Raw genomic sequence first — 16919 nt, forward strand, 5'->3', positions numbered from 1 at the left:
GGTACGACCGGGGACCCACACCACACGTTCCACGAGCGACACCGCCTGTTGACGACGAGGAGCATCGTTGCCGAACGCCGCGCCCTCGCGCGCCCGCGACTCCCGTGACACGACCACGTCACCTCCCACGGAGGGCACTTCACCGCCCGAGGAAGGAACGCGGCTGAGTCAGGGCCGTATCTGGTTGATCTTCATCGGCCTGATCCTGAGCATCCTGCTCGCGGCACTGGACCAGACGATCGTTTCCACCGCGCTGCCCACCATCGCCGGTGACCTGGACGGTTTCGACCGGATATCCTGGACGGTCACCGCCTATCTGCTCGGCCAGGTCGTCACCATGCCGTTGTACGGCAAGTTGGGAGACCTGCTCGGCCGCAAACCCGTCTTCCTGTTCTCCATCGGCATGTTCCTGCTCGGCTCCGTGCTCGCGGGGATCGCGCAGTCGATGAACGCCTTCATCGCCTTCCGCGCCGTCCAGGGAGTCGGTGCGGGTGGACTGATGGTCGGTGCGCAGTCGATCATCGGCGAGATCACCAGCCCTCGGGAACGGGGGCGCTACATGAGCATGTTGGCGCCGCTGATCGGTGTCGGCACCGTGCTCGGGCCGCTGCTCGGCGGGTTCTTCACCGAGCAGCTGAACTGGCGCTGGATCTTCTACATCAACATCCCGTTGGGCGCCGTGGCGATCACCGTGGTCAGCCTGGTGCTCAAGCTTCCCGGCAGCGACAGGTCCCCACGCATCGACTATCCCGGTGCCGCATTGATGGCCGGAGCCGTCACCTGCCTGGTACTGGTCACCAGCTGGGGCGGCACCGACTACGCCTGGGACAGTCCGACGATCCTCGGGCTGATGGCCGGGTTCGTCGTGCTGACCGTGGGCTGGGTCCTCGCCGAACGCCGCGCCACCGAGCCGGTGATCCCGCTGCGGCTGTTCACCGACCGGATCTTCGTGATCTGCGTGTCGCTGGGCCTGGCGGTCGGGCTGGCCATGTTCGGGGCCGTGACCTACATCCCGACCTACCTGCAGATCGTCGGCGGCGCGGGAGCGACCAACTCCGGCCTGCTGATGCTGCCCATGGTCCTCGGCATGATGGGGGCCTCGTTCCTGACCGGACAGCTGATCACGCAGTTCGGACGCTACAAGATCTTCCCGATCTACGGCACGGTGCTAGCGGGCGTCGGGATGTACCTGCTGTCCACGATGGATGTCGAAACCACCCGCCTGCAGTCGGGCATCTACATGGTGCTGCTCGGCGCCGGGATCGGCTCCATCATGCCGGTGCTGACCACCGCCGTGCAGAACTCGGTCTCACGTGCCGACCTGGGGTCGGCGACCTCCGGAGTCAACTTCTTCCGACAACTCGGCGCCTCCGTGGGGACCGCGCTGGTGGGAACGCTGTTCAACAGCAGGTTGTCCGACCAGCTCGATCAGACACTGCCGCCACGACTGGCCGAGCAGGCCTCGACGAACGCCAGCAGCATCACCCCGGAGGCACTCGAGCAGATGCCGCCGCGGCTGCGCGACGGCTTCGTGGAGGCGTTCGCCGGAGCGCTGCCGCCGGTGTTCTTCTACTTCGTCCCGCTGCTGGGCGCGGCCTTCGTGCTCGCGCTGCTGCAGCGGGAGAAGCCGCTGGGCACCGAGCGAAACGCCTAGGGCATGTCTCATAAAGATTGGGGTGCACGACTGCCGGCCGTCGTCGTCTCCGTCGAACACCGGCTGCTCGACGAGGCCACCGCCCTGCCAGCGGCGGGCGACGACGTCTGGGACGCCCTGAGTCGCATGACCGATCGAGCCGACCAGTGGGGGGCTCGACGCGCCGCGGCTCGCTGTGATGGGCGAGAGCACGGGCGGCCTGATCGCCGCCCTGGTGGCCTTCCGCGCACGAGAGGCGGGCATACCGCTGGCTGCGCAGGTGCTGGTGAACCGCGTCACCGACCTGGCGGAGGCTATGCACGACGCCGACTCGAGTGATCCGGCACGCGAACAGCCCCATGCTTAGCGCCGACGAGATCGAGCTCTTCCAGCGCCTCGCCGTGCCCGCTGGCACCGACCCCCGTGAGCTCTCCCCGCTGCACGCGCCGGACCTGACGGGCCTTCCCGCCGCGCAGGTCGTCGTCCCCACCGTCAACCCGCTCGCCGACCAGGACCGCCGCTACGCCGACCGGCTGCGCACGGCCGCCGTCCCGGTCATCGTCGCCGAGCACCGCGGCGTGACCCACTCCTTCCCCACCATGCCCGGACTTGTTCCCCAGGCACGCGCAGCCCGACGCCAGATCACGGCGTTCCTGCACGAGCACCTGACTGTCTGACGACACGGGCAGTGGCGTTGATTGACCGACCGCATGTCCAAGGATATTCTTCGAGGGGAGCTGCTTCGCACGCGGAGCCGTTGATCGCTGCCGGAATCGAGCACGAATCTGAGGATTATGGATGCTGATCATCGCCGGCCACCTCCTGGTCGACGCCGCGGACCGTGACGCCTTCGTGGCCGCGCACGCCGACCTCGCGGCCCGCGCTCGTCGAGCGCCGGGATGTCATGACCTCGCGATTACCGCCGACTCCGTCGACCCGGCGCGCGTGAACAATTACGAGCGCTGGGAATCGTGGGACGATGTCCAAGCCTGGCGAGCCGTCGCGGACGCGCCGGACACGGGCATCGCGATCATCGCCGATCACGTCGCGATGTACGACGCGACGAACGAGCGCTCCCCCTTCTAGGGCATGTCTCGTAAACATCGCTGGCTCCAGGCGATCACCGCGTTGAGCACCACCGCGGCGCGGAAGACAATCGCGAGCTTGTCGTAGCGCGTCGCCAGCCCCCGCCACTGCTTCACGTCGCAGAATCGCCGCTCCACGACGTTGCGTCCCTTGTAGTCGACCGCGTCGAACGCAGGTGGTCACCCTCCGCGCGGCCCGCGTCGTTTTCGATGCGCCTGCTGATCGCGCGGTTGCGAGATCACGGTGCGGATGCCGCGGCCGCGCGGGTGACTGCGGATCGCTCGCGAGGAGTACGCCTTGTCACCACGGAACGCGTCGGGACGGGTGCGGGGACGCCCGACCGGACGCGCAACGCGGAGCCTGGACAGCAGCGGCAGCAACGCGGGCGCGTGGCCAGACTGGCCAGGTGCGACGGCGATCACCAGCGGGAGCCCGTGGTCGTCGACAAGCTGGTGGATCTTCGTCGAGAGCCCGCCGCGGGAGCGGCCGACCGCGTGATCAGGCGGCTCGACGGCCGGATCCGTGTAATTCGATCCAGCCCCCTGGGAGGCGCGTGACGTTGGTCGCGTGCTGGTGTGCACGGGCGATCGACGAGTCCACCGACACCGTCCAGCCGATCTTCCCGTCTCGGTCTGCCGCAGCGAGCAGGGTCTGATGAATCCGGTCCCAGGTGCCGTCGCTGGCGGGGTTGCGGTGCCATCGCCACACGGTCTGCCAGGGACCGAACTCCCGCGGTAGATCGCGCCACGCGATCCCACACCGGTACCGGTAGATGATGCCCTCCACGATCATCCGCGCGTCAGAGAACGGGCGGCCTTGACGGCCCGCCCGAGACAGGAGAAACGGCGCGATCAACGCCCACTAATCATCCGAGAGAAGCTGGAAGCGAGACACCCCTCCAGCCTCTCAGCCGGGCACCCCAATCTTTATGAGACATGCCCTAGATGGGCGTGGATTCCGGAGTGCGGCGGCACGGGAACGAGCCCGCGCGGGCGGACTCCGAACCGGACGGTTCCGGGCCGGAAACCTCGCGCGCGGCTACCACCGCGTCCGGAACCAGCACGGCGGGGACCGGGGTTTCGGCGCTCACGGGAAGCTCCACGACACCACGGGTCGCCCCTGGTGGACACCGCGGTGACCGTGATCGAGTCGACGGGTGAACAGGTGTACAGACCCGCACTGACGAGAACGACGGGACCTCCGGAGCCACGGTCACGATCCCCGACCACGGAGAGAGGGGCCCGATGCGATGACCACCGGACCGGCAGGGGGACTACACGCTGCTGACGCGGAGCCCCGATCCCGACTCGGCCCGACTGCACCCGGCCGGCGATGAGCACTCCGACCACGACACCGAGCTGGAGTACGACACCGAACCCGCGAGCGTGCTGACGACTCCCGCGACACCCCGACCGCGCTGTGTGCGTGCGAGCGGATCCAGAAGTACCGCTCGGGTCGGGGGTGTTCCCCGCTTCGGTTCCAAGGATCTCCGGCCCGCGCCTGCCCCGGCGCGGGCCGGGAACACTCGGGCGGGAGTGTCCGCTTTGGAGATTCCGCGACGCGGGGTACGTCGAGGGGTGACTTCTGATACGACTGAGTCATGGCTCCCCTCGCAGTCGTCGCGCTCGTGCTGCTGTTGCTCGGTGGCTTCTCGCTGGTGGTCGCCGGTCTGCTTGCCTGGGCTGGGTGGACCGCTGTGGGGTCCTGGGAACGCGGGACGCGGGCGAACCGCGACAGTGGCCGCAACATCGTTCTGCTCGGGTTCATGCTGGGTGCTGGGGGTTCCGCTTACGTGCTGCTCTGGATCGGCACCGCGTGGTCGGGGGTCGTCTCACTACTGTTGACCGTGGTCGCTCTCGTGGCCGCGCTCGGTTATTCGGTCCTGGGGCTCGGACACCGCGGGCGGTACGGTCCTCCGCCGCGGCCCGGAGAACGGTATTCCTCGAAACGCACGGTGGGATAGCGGATCGGTTCCGGGCCGCTTCCGTGCTCGGAGCGCGGTGCGTTCGGAATGCTGTGCGGAAGCGGGACTTTCGAGTATTCGGGTGAGTTCGCCGTGGAGATTTCGCAACGCGACGGACACCGGGGCCCGATGTTTGGTATCGCGGAGGCATGGACCTGTCCGATGTCATGTTGCTGGTGATCGCACCGCTCGGCGGTACGACGATGATGGTTTACGGCGCGCTCGGCTGGGCGGGTAAGGTCTCCGCCAGTTCCTGGGCGCGTTGGACCCGGGCGAACCGGGAGGGCGGCCGGAATCAGATGTTGCTCGGCCTGCTGATCGGGACTAACGGGATCGCGGCAGCGGTGCCCTATCCTGCTTCGGCTCCGCTGACCGTGGTCGCCTTCGTGGTCATGGCCGGGTTCGCCGCCCTGTCGATCCTGCACCGCAGGAAGTACGGTCCCCGACCGCAGCCCGGTTCGGAGTCGCCCTACGCCGCGAAGCGGCTGGCGGGTAAGCGCCTCACGGGGTGACGGTTCGGTTCCTGCGAGTCGGCCCCGTGCTCACCCGTGGGCCTGCCGGGTGGTAACGATGCCTGGCTTCCGGCGCGCTCCTGTGGGACTTTCCGACGGGGGATTTTTCGCCTGCCCGGGTGAGTCCGTCGTGGAGATTTCGTGACGCGGGCACGGTGGCGCTCGTTCTCTGGTACCCCGGAGTCATGGACTCCTTCGATACCGCGTTACTCGTGATCCAGCTGCTCGGTGGCCTCGTGCTAGTGGCCGGTGGTGCGCTCGCCTGGGCGGGTCGGGTCACGGCGGGCTCCTGGGAGCGGGAGACGCGGGCGAACCGGGACGGTGGCCGCAACGTGATTCTGTTCGGTCTGATGATCGGGGCGAACGCTGCCGCGGTGCGGTTGTCGGGCATCGGCTCGGATCTGCTGACCGTCGTCGCGCTCGTGGCGATCGCCGGGTTCTTCGTTTTGTCGGTGCTGCACCGCAGGAAGTACGGTCCCCGGCCACAACCGGGAGAGCGGTACTCCTCGAAACGATTGGCGGGATGATGGACTGGTTCCTGCTCGTTTCCCTGTCGGTCGGATTCGTCGGCAGTGCCGCGGCCGTGCTGCTCGGGACCCTTGGCTGGAGCGGCAGGATAGCGGTACGTCCCTGGAATCGCGGTACGCCCGCGAGTCGCGCGGCCGGCCGCGACCAGGTGCTGCTCGGGCTGATGATCTCGCTGAACGGTGCCAACCTGATGCTGCCGGGCCAGGAGTCGAAGGCGCTCGCTTTTCTCGCCATCCTGGGCATAATCGGCTACTTCGCGCTGTTGATCCTGCACCGCAACCGGTACGGTCCACCTCCTCCGCCGAGGTCCCGGTTCGCCGAGGACCGGAGGTAGTGCGCTGCCGAGTTCCGGAGTGCCTGCGGCCTCCCGCCGAGAGGCCCCCCGTTCCTTCGGCCGGACGGTTAGGTCGCCTGGCGCTGCGTCGAGCCGCCCCGATGCCGCGCAGCAGCTCGGTGATGCCCTCGCCGTTCCGCTCGGACGCGGCCGGTGACCACGGCCCGTGAACACCTCCAGCTACCACGCCCGGTGCCGACCGATACTCGCAGCGACCGTTGTCGGGTCGCGGCTCAATCTCCTCGGCCGCTCCGTCCACCTATCCGGTTGGTCAGCTCGTCGGCTGTCGCCCGCACCAGCCGGGCCAGCTCCGGCCAGTTCTCCCCGCACGGTGCGCGGGCTCGCCCGCTCTTCGTCGCGGCCGTCTCGACCGGCTCGCAGTGGTGCCGCATGGTGACGCTGATGGCGGCGGTGGGCCGACCGCCGTGGTCGAACGCCGCGCAGGCCACCGAGGCGAATCCCTCGGTTATCTGCCCGTCCTCCACCGACCAGCCCATCCGGTGCTCCCGCGTGAGCAGCCGCCGCAGTTCCGGAAGGTCGCCCGGTCCCCGCTCGGTGCGCAGCACGAAACTGTCCTGGCGGGGGAACAGCGCCCGGACCTGGTTGCGCGGCAGGTGCGCCAGCATCGCCCTGCCCGAGGCGGTCAACTGCGCGGGAAGCCGCACTCCCACATCGGTGACCAGCGTCTGCGGGCGTGACGGCCGTTCCTTGATCAGGTAAAGCAGTTCGTTGCCGTGCAGCACACCGAGGTGGGCGTTGTAACCCACCCGGTCCACCAGATCCCGCAGCAACGGCCCGGCCAGCCGTTCCAGCGGCTCGTGCCGCAGATAGGCCGAACCCAGTTCGAAACTCGCCACCCCCAGGCCGTAGCGCCGCTCCTCAGGCAGGTGGGTAACGAAACCGGACTCGGTCAGCTCCGCCAACAGGTGGTAAGTCGTGGAGCGGGGCAACTCCAGCTCCCGCGCGATCACCGCCGCCGACACCGGCCCGGGACGTGCGGCCAGCACTCGCAACACCGCGAGCCCGCGTCGCAGCGCGGGCACGTCACTGCTGGATCCCAAGAGTCCTCCCTCGAACACGACGGCCCGGCCAGCTGAACCAAGCCCGCCGGACCGGACCCGCCGACCCTCACCCGGGCGAGCGATGCCCCGTTCCGGTGCGTCCGTCCGGAACGGTTGGTGTCTGAAATCCCAGACACAAACACCGTATCCCGGCTTTCCGGCAGGCGCGCACCGCGATGGGATGGACCCATGCGGTACAACGTCGAGCATCCGCCCACCCAGCATCCGCTCCCGGGGCATTCCGACACCGCGCCCACCGAGGTCGGGCCGGAACCACTCACCGTCGAACAGGTGATGGCGGTGGCCCGGGGACGGGCGAGCGTGCGGCTCTCCGAATCGGCCGAGCAGGGCATCGGCGACACCCGCAAGCACATCGACACCCTCGCCGCTGCCGAGCAGCCCACCTACGGGGTCTCCACCGGGTTCGGCGCGCTGGCGATCCGCCACATCCCGCCCGAGCGCAGAGCCGCGCTGCAGGCGTCGTTCGTGCGTTCCCACGCAGCCGGGGCGGGCGATCCGGTGGAGCCGGAGGTGGTGCGCGCGCTGATGCTGCTGCGGCTGCACACCGTGGCCACCGGGCGCACCGGGGTGCGCCCCGAGACCGCGCACGCGCTGGCCGAACTGCTCAACTCCGGCATCGTCCCGGTGGTCCACGAGTACGGTTCGCTGGGTTGTTCCGGTGATCTCGCGCCGCTGGCCGCCGTGGCCCTGGCACTGACCGGCGAGGGCGAGGTGTTCGACGCGGTCGGAGCGCGCAGACCCGCCGCCGAGGCACTGCCGGAGGCGGGTATTCGGCCGGTCACGCTGGCCGAGAAGGAAGGCCTCGCACTGACCAACGGCACCGACGGCATGCTGGGGATGCTGGTGCTGGCCCTGCGCGACCTGGCCGAACTGGTCGACATCGCCGACATCACCGCCGCGATGAGCGTCGAGGCGCTGCTGGGCACCGACCGCGCGTTCGCCGAGGATCTGCAGGCGCTGCGCCCGCACCCGGGGCAGGCCCACTCCGCGGCGCGGATGCGCGCGCTGCTCGCCGAGTCCCCGGTGGTGGCCAGTCACCGCGGCCCCGACTGCACCAGGGTGCAGGACGCCTACTCGATGCGCTGCTCACCCCAGGTGCACGGCTCCGCGCGCGACACGATCGGGCACGCCGCCACCGTCGCCGAACGCGAGCTCGCCGCCGCGATCGACAACCCGGTGGTGCTCGACGACGGGCGCGTGGAGTCCAACGGCAACTTCCACGGCGCGCCGCTCGCGCACGTGCTCGACTTCCTCGCCATACCGCTGGCCGACGTCGCGGGCATCGCCGAGCGCCGCACCGACCGGATGCTCGACGTCGCCAGATCGCAGGGCCTGCCCGCCTTCCTCGCGGACGACCCCGGGGTGGACTCGGGCTACATGATCGCTCACTACACCCAGGCGGGGGTGGTCACCGACCTCAAGCGCGCGGCGAACCCCGCCTCGGTCGACTCCATCCCGACCAGCGCGATGCAGGAGGACCACGTCTCCATGGGCTGGTCAGCAGCCCGCAAGCTGCGCACCGCCGTGTCCGGGCTGCGCAAGGTGCTGGCCGTAGAGCTGCTGACCGCCGCCCGCGCGCTCGACCTGCGCGCGCCGCTGCGACCGGCCCCCGCCACGGGCGCGGTGCGTGACCTGCTGCGTACCCACGTGTCCGGTCCGGGACCGGACGAGCACGTCGCCCCCCAGATCCTGGCCGCCGAACAGCTGCTCGCCTCCGGCGAGGTCCACCGGGCGGCGGCCGAGCACGTCGATCCCGTACTCGGAGGCCACACGTGACAACCGCGAGCCGTACCGTGCGCGCCCCGCGCGGCACCGAACTGACCGCGCGGAGCTGGAGCACCGAAGCACCGCTGCGCATGCTGCGCAACAACCTGGACCCCGAGGTGGCCGAACGGCCGGACGACCTGGTCGTCTACGGCGGCACCGGCAAGGCCGCCCGGGACTGGGCCAGTTACGACGCGATCGTGCGCGAGCTGACCGAGCTCTCCGAGGACGAGACCCTGCTGGTGCAGTCGGGCAAGCCGGTCGGGGTGCTGCGCACCCACGAGTGGGCTCCTCGGGTGCTGATCGCCAACGCGAACCTGGTCGGGGACTGGTCGAACTGGCCGGAGTTCCGCAGGCTCGATTCGCTGGGCCTGACCATGTACGGCCAGATGACCGCCGGTTCCTGGATCTACATCGGTACCCAGGGGATCCTGCAGGGCACCTACGAGACGTTCGGGGCGGTGGCCGCGAAACGCTTCGGCGGGACACTGGCCGGAACCCTCACCGTCACCGCCGGACTGGGTGGGATGGGTGGTGCCCAGCCGCTCGCGGTGACCATGAACGAGGGCGTGGCGCTGGTGATTGAATGTGACGCGGAGCGGGCGCACCGCCGCGTCGGACACGGTTATCTGGACGAGGTCGCCGAGGGGATCGACGACGCGCTCGAACGCGCCGAGTCGGCCAGGAAACGCCGCGAACCCCGCTCGGTGGCGGTGATCGGCAACGCGGCCGAGGTGCTGCCGGAACTGCTGCGGCGCGGTGTCGAGGCGGACATCGTCACCGACCAGACCTCGGCGCACGACCCGCTGTCCTACCTGCCCCTCGGGGTTTCCACCGGGGAATGGGCCGATTACGCGGCCCGCTCCCCGGAGGAGTTCACCGCGCGTGCCAGGGAGTCCATGGCCAAGCACGTCGAGGCGATGGTCGGCTTCCACGACTCCGGTGCCGAGGTGTTCGACTACGGCAACTCGCTGCGCGGTGAGGCCCGCACCGCCGGTTACGGGCGGGCCTTCGACTATCCGGGTTTCGTGCCCGCCTACATCCGGCCGCAGTTCTGCGAGGGCAAGGGGCCGTTCCGGTGGGCCGCGCTGTCCGGTGATCCGGCCGACATCGCCGCCACCGACCGGGCGATCCTGGAGCTGTTCGGGGAGGACGAGCACCTTGCCCGCTGGATCCGGATGGCGGGCGAGCGGGTCTCGTTCCAGGGGTTGCCCGCGCGCATCTGCTGGCTCGGCTACGGGCAGCGCGAACAGGCGGGCGTGCGGTTCAACGAGATGGTCGCCTCCGGTGAGCTGCGTGCCCCGGTGGTGCTGGGCAGGGACCACCTGGACACCGGTTCGGTGGCCTCGCCCTACCGCGAGACCGAGGCGATGGCCGACGGTTCCGACGCGGTCGCGGACTGGCCGCTGCTCAACGCCCTCGTCAACACGGCGTCCGGTGCGACCTGGGTGTCCGTGCACAACGGGGGTGGTGTCGGTATCGGCAAGTCGCTGCACGCGGGCCAGGTGATCGTGGCCGACGGCAGTGAGCTGGCCGAGCGCAAGCTGCGTCGGGTGCTGACCAACGATCCCGGTACCGGGGTGATGCGCCACGTCGACGCGGGCTACGACCGGGCGCGGGAGGTGGCCGAGGAACGCGGTGTCCGAATCCCACGTCCGAGCTGAGCGTCAATTTCTCGCGAAATCGCCGCGCGGGGAACGGAGCCGGCCACGGCCACCGGAGAGCGGGAAGCTCTGACAGCGAGTGAACGGAGGGAACGGTGTCCACGCCGAGTGAACTGCTCGCCGACATAGAACGCATAGGCAGGGACCGCGGCCGTGGCGGGTACTCCCGCCACGTCTTCGACTCCCCGGAGCACGAGCTGCGCGAGTGGTTCGTCGAACAGGCCGCCCGCCGAGGGCTGGAGGTGGTGCCCGATGGCAACGGCAACCTCTGGGCCTGGTGGTCCGGACCCGGAGTGGCCGGTCCCGGCGACGGGGCCGTCGCGACCGGCAGTCATCTCGACTCCGTCCCCGGCGGCGGCGAGTTCGACGGGCCGTTGGGCGTGGTCAGCGCCCTTTCCGCTGTGGACCGGTTGCGTGCCGAGGGATTCCGTCCCGGGCGTCCGCTGGCCCTGGTGGTCTTCGCCGAGGAGGAGGGCGGGCGTTTCGGGCTGCCCTGCCTGGGCTCCAGGCTGGCGGCCGGAACGGTGGCGCCGGAGCGGGTGCTCGGGCTACGTGACGCCTCGGGAACCACACTGGCCGAGGCGATGCGCGCCGCCGGGAAGAACCCGGACCGCACCGGACCGGACGAGTCCAACCTGGCCCGGGTGTCCCGGTTCCTGGAGCTGCACGTGGAACAGGGCAGGGGGCTGGTACACCGAGGGCACCCCGTCGGGGTTGCCTCGACGATGCTCGCCCACGGCAGGTGGCGGTTCCGGTTCACCGGGCAGGGCAACCACGCCGGAGCCACCCCACTGGGCGACCGCAGGGACCCGATGTTGCCCGCCTCGCTGCTGGTCGCCGAAGCCCGTCGCGTCGCCGCGGGCTACGACGACGCCAGAGCCACGGTCGGACGCATCCAACCGGTGCCCTCGGGGACCAACGTGATCGCCGCCTCGGTCGACGTCTGGTTGGACGCCCGTGCCCACACCGACGCGGACACCAGGGGCATGGTCGACGAACTCCACCGCCGTGCGGGCGTGTTGGCGGCCGAGGAAGGGTGCTCGGTGCGGCTGACCGAGGAGTCCTATTCGGACACGGTGTCCTTCGACGGCCCGCTGCGCGACGAGCTCACCACCATGTTGGACGCGCCGGAGCTGCCCACCGGCGCCGGGCACGACGCCGGGGTGCTCGCCGCGCGGATGCCCACCGGCATGTTGTTCGTGCGCAACCCCACCGGTGTCAGTCACGCTCCGGAGGAGTACGCCGAACCTGCCGACTGCGACGCGGGTGCCGAAGCGCTCGCGACGGTGCTGCGGCGGTGGAGCCGATGACCGCCCGACTCGAGGAACCGCGGTGCCCGTGACACGAGAGGAGCTGCCCGAACGGATGTCCTACTGGTGCGAGTGGGCCTGGCTGCGGGACGGCCCCGGCCGTGACGTGCTGATCGAGACCGACGGTGCGCGGATCACCGGGGTCACCCCGGCGGTCGAACCACCGCCGGACACCCCACGACTGCGCGGCCTGACCCTGCCCGGTGCCGCCAACGTGCACTCGCACGCCTTCCACCGCGCGCTGCGCGGCAGGGAGGCGGATCAACGCGGCACGTTCTGGACCTGGCGCGACCGCATGTACCGCGTGGCAGAGCGGCTGGATCCGGACACCTACTACCGGCTGGCCCTGGGGGTCTACGCGGAGATGGTGCTGGCGGGATTCACCGCCGTGGGTGAGTTCCACTACCTGCACCACGCGCCGGGCAGGCAGCGCTACGACGATCCCAACGCGATGAGCGCCGCCCTGGTGGCGGCGGCCCGCGAGGCCGGGATCAGGTTGACCCTGCTGGACACCTGCTACCTCAGCAGTGGTTTCGGCCCTCCGGCCGAAGGGGTGCAGACCAGGTTCTCCGACGAGACCGCGGACGCGTGGGCCCAGCGGTTGCATGATTTCGACGGTCGGCACGACGGGGTGATCCTCGGCGCGGCGCTGCACTCGGTGCGGGCCGTGCCGAAGGCCGCCATGCCGGTGGTGCGCGAGTTCGCCCGCACCCGCGGGGTGCCGCTGCACGTCCACCTGTCCGAGCAGCGCGCGGAGAACGACGCCTGCCTCGCGGTGCACGGCCGCACCCCCACCCAGTTGTTGGAGGAGCAGGGGATGCTCCGAACCGCCACCACGGCGGTGCACGCCACGCACCCGGCGGCGGGCGACATCGCCAGGCTGGGACGCAGCGGTACCGGGGTGTGCCTGTGCCCCACGACCGAGGCGGACCTGGCCGACGGGACGGGTCCCGCGGACGAGCTCTCGGTGGCGGGCTGTCCGCTGTCGCTGGGCAGTGACGGGCACTCGGTGATAGATCCGTTCGCCGAGGCAAGGGCCGTCGAGTCCGGGATGCGGCTGCGCAGTGAGGTGCGCGGCCACTTCTCCCCGGACGAGCTCACGATGATGGCCACCGGAACCGGACACCGCGCGCTGGGCCGTCCCGACGCGGGCAGCATCGAGCTCGGCGCCCTCGCGGATCTGGTCACCCTGGACCTGGACAGCCCACGAATGGCGGGGGTGCCGCCGCGTGCCGCCGTCACCGCGGCCACGGCGGGGGACGTGACCGATGTGGTCGTCGACGGCAGGCGGGTGGTCCGCGAGGGCGTCCACCAGCTCGTGCCGGACGTGGCGGGCACGCTGCGCGAGAGCATTCGGGAATTGGTCGAGGATTCGTGAGCGGCGAGGTTTCCGCGCGAGTCCACCCACGTGGCGAGGAAGATCGATGACGTCCACCCTTATCACCGGCATCTCCGAGCTGACCACCAACGACGAGGAACTGGGAACGCCGACCGACGCGGCCCTGGTACTCGAAGGGGACCGCGTTGCCTGGGTCGGTGCGGCCGGGCGCGCGCCGCTGGCCGACAACCGGGTCGATCTCGAGGGCCGTGCCGTGCTACCGGGGTGGGTGGACAGTCACACCCACCTGGTCTTCGCGGGTGATCGCACCGCCGAGTTCACCGCCCGCATGGCCGGACAGCCCTACACCGCGGGTGGGATCGCCGAAACCGTGCGCGCCACCCGCGCGGCTGACGACGAGCGGCTCGCGGCGAACCTGCGCGCCCACATCGCCGAGGCCGTCGCGCAGGGCACGACCTCGCTGGAGACCAAGACCGGCTACGGCCTGACCGTCGAGGACGAGCTGCGCGCCGCCCGCATCGCGGCGGCCGAGGTGGACGAGGTCACCTACCTCGGTGCCCACCTCGTCCCTCCCGAACGGAACGTCGAGGACTACTTGGACCTGGTGTGCGGGCCGATGCTCGACGCGGTCGCCGAGCACGTTTCCTGGTGCGACGTGTTCTGCGAACGCGGCGCGTTCGACGCCGAGCAGTCCCGTCGCGTGCTGCTGGCCGCTCGGCAACGCGGTCTGGGGCTGCGCGTGCACGGCAACCAGCTGGAACCGGGCCCGGGTGTGGCGCTGGCGGTGGAGCTGGGAGCGGCCAGTGTGGACCACTGCACGCACCTCACCGGTGCCGACATCGCCGCGCTCGCCGGCTCGGACACGGTGGCGACCCTGCTGCCCGCCTGCGACCTGTCCACGCGGCAGTCCTTGCCGCTCGCCAGGGAGCTGCTCGACGCCGGGGCCACGGTGGCGCTGGCCACCAACTGCAACCCCGGCTCGTCCTACACCTCGTCCATGGCGTTCTGCGTCGCCACGGCGGTGCTGCAACTGCGGATGACCGTGTCCGAGGCGGTGTACGCGGCCACGAGGGGAGGCGCCCGGGCGTTGCGTCGCGACACCGGTGAGGGCGCTCTCGGTGTGCTGCGGCCCGGCGCCCGCGCCGATGTGCACGCCCTGGCCGCGCCCGCCGCGTCCTGGCTGGCCTACCGGCCCGGTGTTCCGCTGACGCACCGGGTGTGGCGGGCCGGACGACCGGCGCGCTGAGCGGGGACGCACCACTCGACCTCGGGGCGGGGAGGTCAACGATTCGTTTTGACGCGCTGGCGAACTTCGTAGCGTCCTCCCGGTCGCCGCTACCCGATGTCGGGCCTTCCGCAGCGAGAGCCGTGCGAGAGGTTCCGCCGAGCGATCCACCCGAGAACCCGATCGGAAAACTCCAATGAGTTCTCAGAACGGGTACCGCGCCTGCCGCTCCCGGAAGGTCACCCAGCGGGTGTCGGTGAACGCCTCGACGCCGCTGCGCCCGCCGAAGTGGCCGAAACCGGAGTCCTTGACCCCGCCGAACGGTGCCTGCGGCTGGTCGCCGACCGACTGGTCGTTGATGTGGAAGATGCCGGTCTCGACCCGCCGCGCGATCTCCCATCCTTTTCGGGTGTCGGCGGTGATCACACCACCGGTCAGCCCGTACGGCGTGTCGTTGACGATCCCGATCGCCTCCTCGACGGACTCGTAGCCGAGCACCGTGGTGACCGGACCGAAGATCTCCTCCGAGTGGATCCGCTGTTCCGGTGTGACCTCGCTCAGTACGGTCGGTCGGTACATCGCCCCCTCCGGCGGTTGCCCGCCGCAGTGCGCCACGGCCCCCTGTGCCAGGGCGTCGTCGACCAGCGAGGCGATCCGCTGCGCGGCCGATTCGTCGATCACCGGGCCGATCACGGTGTCCGGATCCCGGGGGTCGCCGCAGGGAAGCCCGGCTACCTTCTTGCCCAGGCGTTCGCCGAACTCCGCGCGCATCGTCTCGGGAACCAGCACCCGGTCGGCCGACATACAGATCTGGCCCGCGTTCATGAACGCGCCGAATGCCACCGCGTCCACCGCGTAGTCCAGGTCGGCGTCGTCGAGCACCAGCACCGAGTTCTTGCCGCCCAGTTCCAGCACGGCGGGCTTGAGGTGGCGGGCGGCCTCGATCCCGATGGAACGCCCGACCTCGGTGGATCCGGTGAAGTTGACCCTCCGGACCCTCCGGTCGGCGATCAGGGCGTTGCCGATCTCGGCGCCGTCCGCACTGTCGTTGGTGACCACGTTGAGCACGCCGTCCGGCAGTCCGGCCTCCCGCAGGATCCCGGCCAGCCAGAGACCGGCCGCCAGCGGAGCCTGTTCGCTCGGTTTGAGCACCACCGTGTTGCCCATGGCCAGTGCGGTGGCGAACGAGCGGGTGCCGAGGATCAGCGGTGCGTTCCACGGCGCGAAGGCGGCGACCACCCCGGCGGGCTGCCGCAGCGCGAAACTCCACTCGTCGGGATCGGAGGAGGTGAGCACCTCGCCACGCGGTCCGGTGGTGGAAGCGGCGGCCTCGCGGAGGATGTCGGCGGCCAGCTCGACGTTGAACATCGCCCACGGCCGGGTGCCGCCGACCTCACCAGCCATCAGCTCGACGGCCTGTTCGGTGTACTGCCCCAGCAGATCCGCGGCCCGCAGCAGGATCTCCCTACGTCGCAGCGGTCCGGTGCGCGACCACTCGTCGAACGCGGCCGCGGCGGCATCGACCGCCTCGGTGACGTCGGATACCGAGGCCGCCGCGACGGTGGCGAACACCTCGCCCGTCCGGGGGTCGTTGTCGGTCGTCCTTCGACCGTCGGCCGCTTCCCGGAAGCCACCCCCGATGATCAGCTGTCGTTCCACAGGCGCCATTGCCGCTCGCTTTCGTCGAATCCTTCCACCTCATCACACCACCGGTGGGCACCCGCGTGCATACTCGGAGGCGGTATCGCTCCCCATTCGCAGCACGGTGTGCGCGCTCCGGCCGTGCTCAGCGAGGTGCGCGACTCACTCGACCCGGGAGGACGCCGGTTCCGCCTCCCCTTCCTCGGAGGGCAGGTGGACGTCGTTGACGTCGATGTTGACCTCGATGACCTCCAGCCCGGTCATGCGCTCCACGGACTCGATCACGTTCCGCCGCACACTCCTGGTCAGCTCCACGATGGACAGGCCGTACTCCACCACCACGTCCAGATCCACCGCCGTCTGCTTCTCGCCGACCTCGACCCGCACACCCGAGAAGGTCGAGGTGCCACTGCCGCCGGGGATGCGTTCCCGCAGTGCGCCGAAGGCGCGGGAAACGCCGCCTCCCATCGCGTGCACCCCGGAGATCTCGCGTGCCGCGATCGACGCGATCTTCTGCACCACCGTGGCGGCGATGCTGGTCCTGCCTCCCGAGGAATCGGCCGAAGTGGCCACCCGGACGGGCTGCCGGGACTCGGAGGACTCGTTGTCGCCCCGCTCGCTCTCCTGCTGTGCCATGTGCCTTTCCTTTCGAACCCGGCGTGATTCGCGGCTGCTCGCCGTCGGCCGCCGTGCGTCCACCGCCGATCGTCGGACGGACCCGTTCCCGTGGGTGTCCCGCGAGTATGCCGCATCTCACGCTCCGACAGCGCCGAACCGCCCCGCGCGGAATACCCGAACCCCCTCCCCGAACCTCACCGCTCCAGCAGTCAGCACCGCC

The 16919-nt window shown here is 70.2% G+C and carries 17 protein-coding genes and 1 pseudogene; 13 read left to right on the forward strand and 5 right to left on the reverse strand.

Features of this window, described 5'->3' with window-relative positions; translation table 11 throughout:
- Window positions 1–67: 67 nt before the first annotated feature.
- The 4 genes from ACOQFL_RS10150 (at window position 68) to ACOQFL_RS10165 (ending at window position 2719) form a co-directional block, all read left to right on the forward strand.
- On the forward strand, window positions 68–1654 hold the full coding sequence (locus ACOQFL_RS10150; RefSeq protein ID WP_435543875.1) for an MDR family MFS transporter: 1587 nt from the start codon (window positions 68–70) through the stop codon (window positions 1652–1654).
- A gap of 178 nt (window positions 1655–1832) precedes the next feature.
- Entirely contained in the window at window positions 1833–2000 is a 168-nt protein-coding gene (locus tag ACOQFL_RS10155; RefSeq protein ID WP_435543876.1) for a hypothetical protein, read from the forward strand.
- Window positions 1993–2310, forward strand: coding sequence for an alpha/beta hydrolase fold domain-containing protein (locus ACOQFL_RS10160; RefSeq protein WP_435543877.1), 318 nt, complete (start codon window positions 1993–1995; stop codon window positions 2308–2310). Before ACOQFL_RS10155 ends, ACOQFL_RS10160 begins: the two co-directional genes overlap by 8 nt.
- 121 nt (window positions 2311–2431) lie before the next feature.
- Window positions 2432–2719, forward strand: coding sequence for a putative quinol monooxygenase (locus ACOQFL_RS10165; RefSeq protein ID WP_435543878.1), 288 nt, complete (start codon window positions 2432–2434; stop codon window positions 2717–2719).
- Here the strand turns inward: ACOQFL_RS10165 and ACOQFL_RS10170 are convergent.
- A pseudogene (locus ACOQFL_RS10170) lies at window positions 2716–3574 on the reverse strand (IS5 family transposase). The gene ACOQFL_RS10165 and the pseudogene ACOQFL_RS10170 overlap by 4 nt on opposite strands.
- An 85-nt stretch (window positions 3575–3659) precedes the next feature.
- A complete protein-coding gene (locus tag ACOQFL_RS10175) occupies window positions 3660–3809 on the reverse strand; it encodes a hypothetical protein (protein WP_435543879.1) in 150 nt (49 codons plus the stop codon).
- Between the two features lie 510 nt (window positions 3810–4319).
- On the opposite strand from ACOQFL_RS10175, the gene ACOQFL_RS10180 reads away from it, so the two are divergent.
- The 4 genes from ACOQFL_RS10180 (at window position 4320) to ACOQFL_RS10195 (ending at window position 6056) form a co-directional block, all read left to right on the forward strand.
- On the forward strand, window positions 4320–4682 hold the full coding sequence (locus ACOQFL_RS10180) for a hypothetical protein (RefSeq protein ID WP_435543880.1): 363 nt from the start codon (window positions 4320–4322) through the stop codon (window positions 4680–4682).
- A gap of 149 nt (window positions 4683–4831) precedes the next feature.
- Window positions 4832–5194, forward strand: coding sequence for a hypothetical protein (locus tag ACOQFL_RS10185; protein WP_435543881.1), 363 nt, complete (start codon window positions 4832–4834; stop codon window positions 5192–5194).
- Window positions 5195–5379: 185 nt separating this feature from the next.
- The gene (locus tag ACOQFL_RS10190) at window positions 5380–5721 is read left to right on the forward strand and encodes a hypothetical protein (RefSeq protein WP_435543882.1); all 342 of its coding nucleotides are present in this window, start codon (window positions 5380–5382) and stop codon (window positions 5719–5721) included.
- The gene (locus ACOQFL_RS10195) at window positions 5718–6056 is read left to right on the forward strand and encodes a hypothetical protein (RefSeq protein ID WP_435543883.1); all 339 of its coding nucleotides are present in this window, start codon (window positions 5718–5720) and stop codon (window positions 6054–6056) included. Before ACOQFL_RS10190 ends, ACOQFL_RS10195 begins: the two co-directional genes overlap by 4 nt.
- 233 nt (window positions 6057–6289) lie before the next feature.
- On the opposite strand, the gene ACOQFL_RS10200 is transcribed toward ACOQFL_RS10195, so the two are convergent.
- Window positions 6290–7117, reverse strand: coding sequence for an IclR family transcriptional regulator (locus ACOQFL_RS10200; RefSeq protein WP_435543884.1), 828 nt, complete (start codon window positions 7115–7117; stop codon window positions 6290–6292).
- Between the two features lie 189 nt (window positions 7118–7306).
- On the opposite strand from ACOQFL_RS10200, the gene hutH reads away from it, so the two are divergent.
- The 5 genes from hutH to hutI all read left to right on the forward strand — a co-directional run bounded on the left by hutH (window position 7307) and on the right by hutI (window position 14461).
- Window positions 7307–8914 (forward strand): histidine ammonia-lyase, encoded by a 1608-nt coding sequence (hutH, locus tag ACOQFL_RS10205; protein ID WP_435543885.1) that lies wholly within the window; start codon window positions 7307–7309, stop codon window positions 8912–8914.
- On the forward strand, window positions 8911–10566 hold the full coding sequence (gene hutU, locus ACOQFL_RS10210) for a urocanate hydratase (protein WP_435543886.1): 1656 nt from the start codon (window positions 8911–8913) through the stop codon (window positions 10564–10566). The genes hutH and hutU overlap by 4 nt, the downstream gene beginning before the upstream one ends.
- Before the next feature lie 95 nt (window positions 10567–10661).
- Window positions 10662–11876 (forward strand): allantoate amidohydrolase, encoded by a 1215-nt coding sequence (locus ACOQFL_RS10215; RefSeq protein WP_435543887.1) that lies wholly within the window; start codon window positions 10662–10664, stop codon window positions 11874–11876.
- Window positions 11877–11931: 55 nt separating this feature from the next.
- Window positions 11932–13254, forward strand: a complete 1323-nt coding sequence (locus ACOQFL_RS10220; protein WP_435544276.1) for a formimidoylglutamate deiminase — start codon at window positions 11932–11934, stop codon at window positions 13252–13254.
- A gap of 46 nt (window positions 13255–13300) precedes the next feature.
- Entirely contained in the window at window positions 13301–14461 is a 1161-nt protein-coding gene (gene hutI, locus ACOQFL_RS10225) for an imidazolonepropionase (RefSeq protein ID WP_435543888.1), read from the forward strand.
- Window positions 14462–14644: 183 nt separating this feature from the next.
- Here hutI and ACOQFL_RS10230 read toward each other — a convergent pair whose 3' ends face one another.
- The gene (locus ACOQFL_RS10230; RefSeq protein ID WP_435543889.1) at window positions 14645–16108 is read right to left on the reverse strand and encodes an aldehyde dehydrogenase family protein; all 1464 of its coding nucleotides are present in this window, start codon (window positions 16106–16108) and stop codon (window positions 14645–14647) included.
- A 135-nt stretch (window positions 16109–16243) separates the two neighbouring features.
- The gene (locus tag ACOQFL_RS10235) at window positions 16244–16717 is read right to left on the reverse strand and encodes an Asp23/Gls24 family envelope stress response protein (protein WP_435543890.1); all 474 of its coding nucleotides are present in this window, start codon (window positions 16715–16717) and stop codon (window positions 16244–16246) included.
- Window positions 16718–16919 lie beyond the last annotated feature (202 nt).

This window comes from Actinopolyspora sabaoui, from assembly GCF_051225635.1.
GTDB lineage: Bacteria > Actinomycetota > Actinomycetes > Mycobacteriales > Pseudonocardiaceae > Actinopolyspora.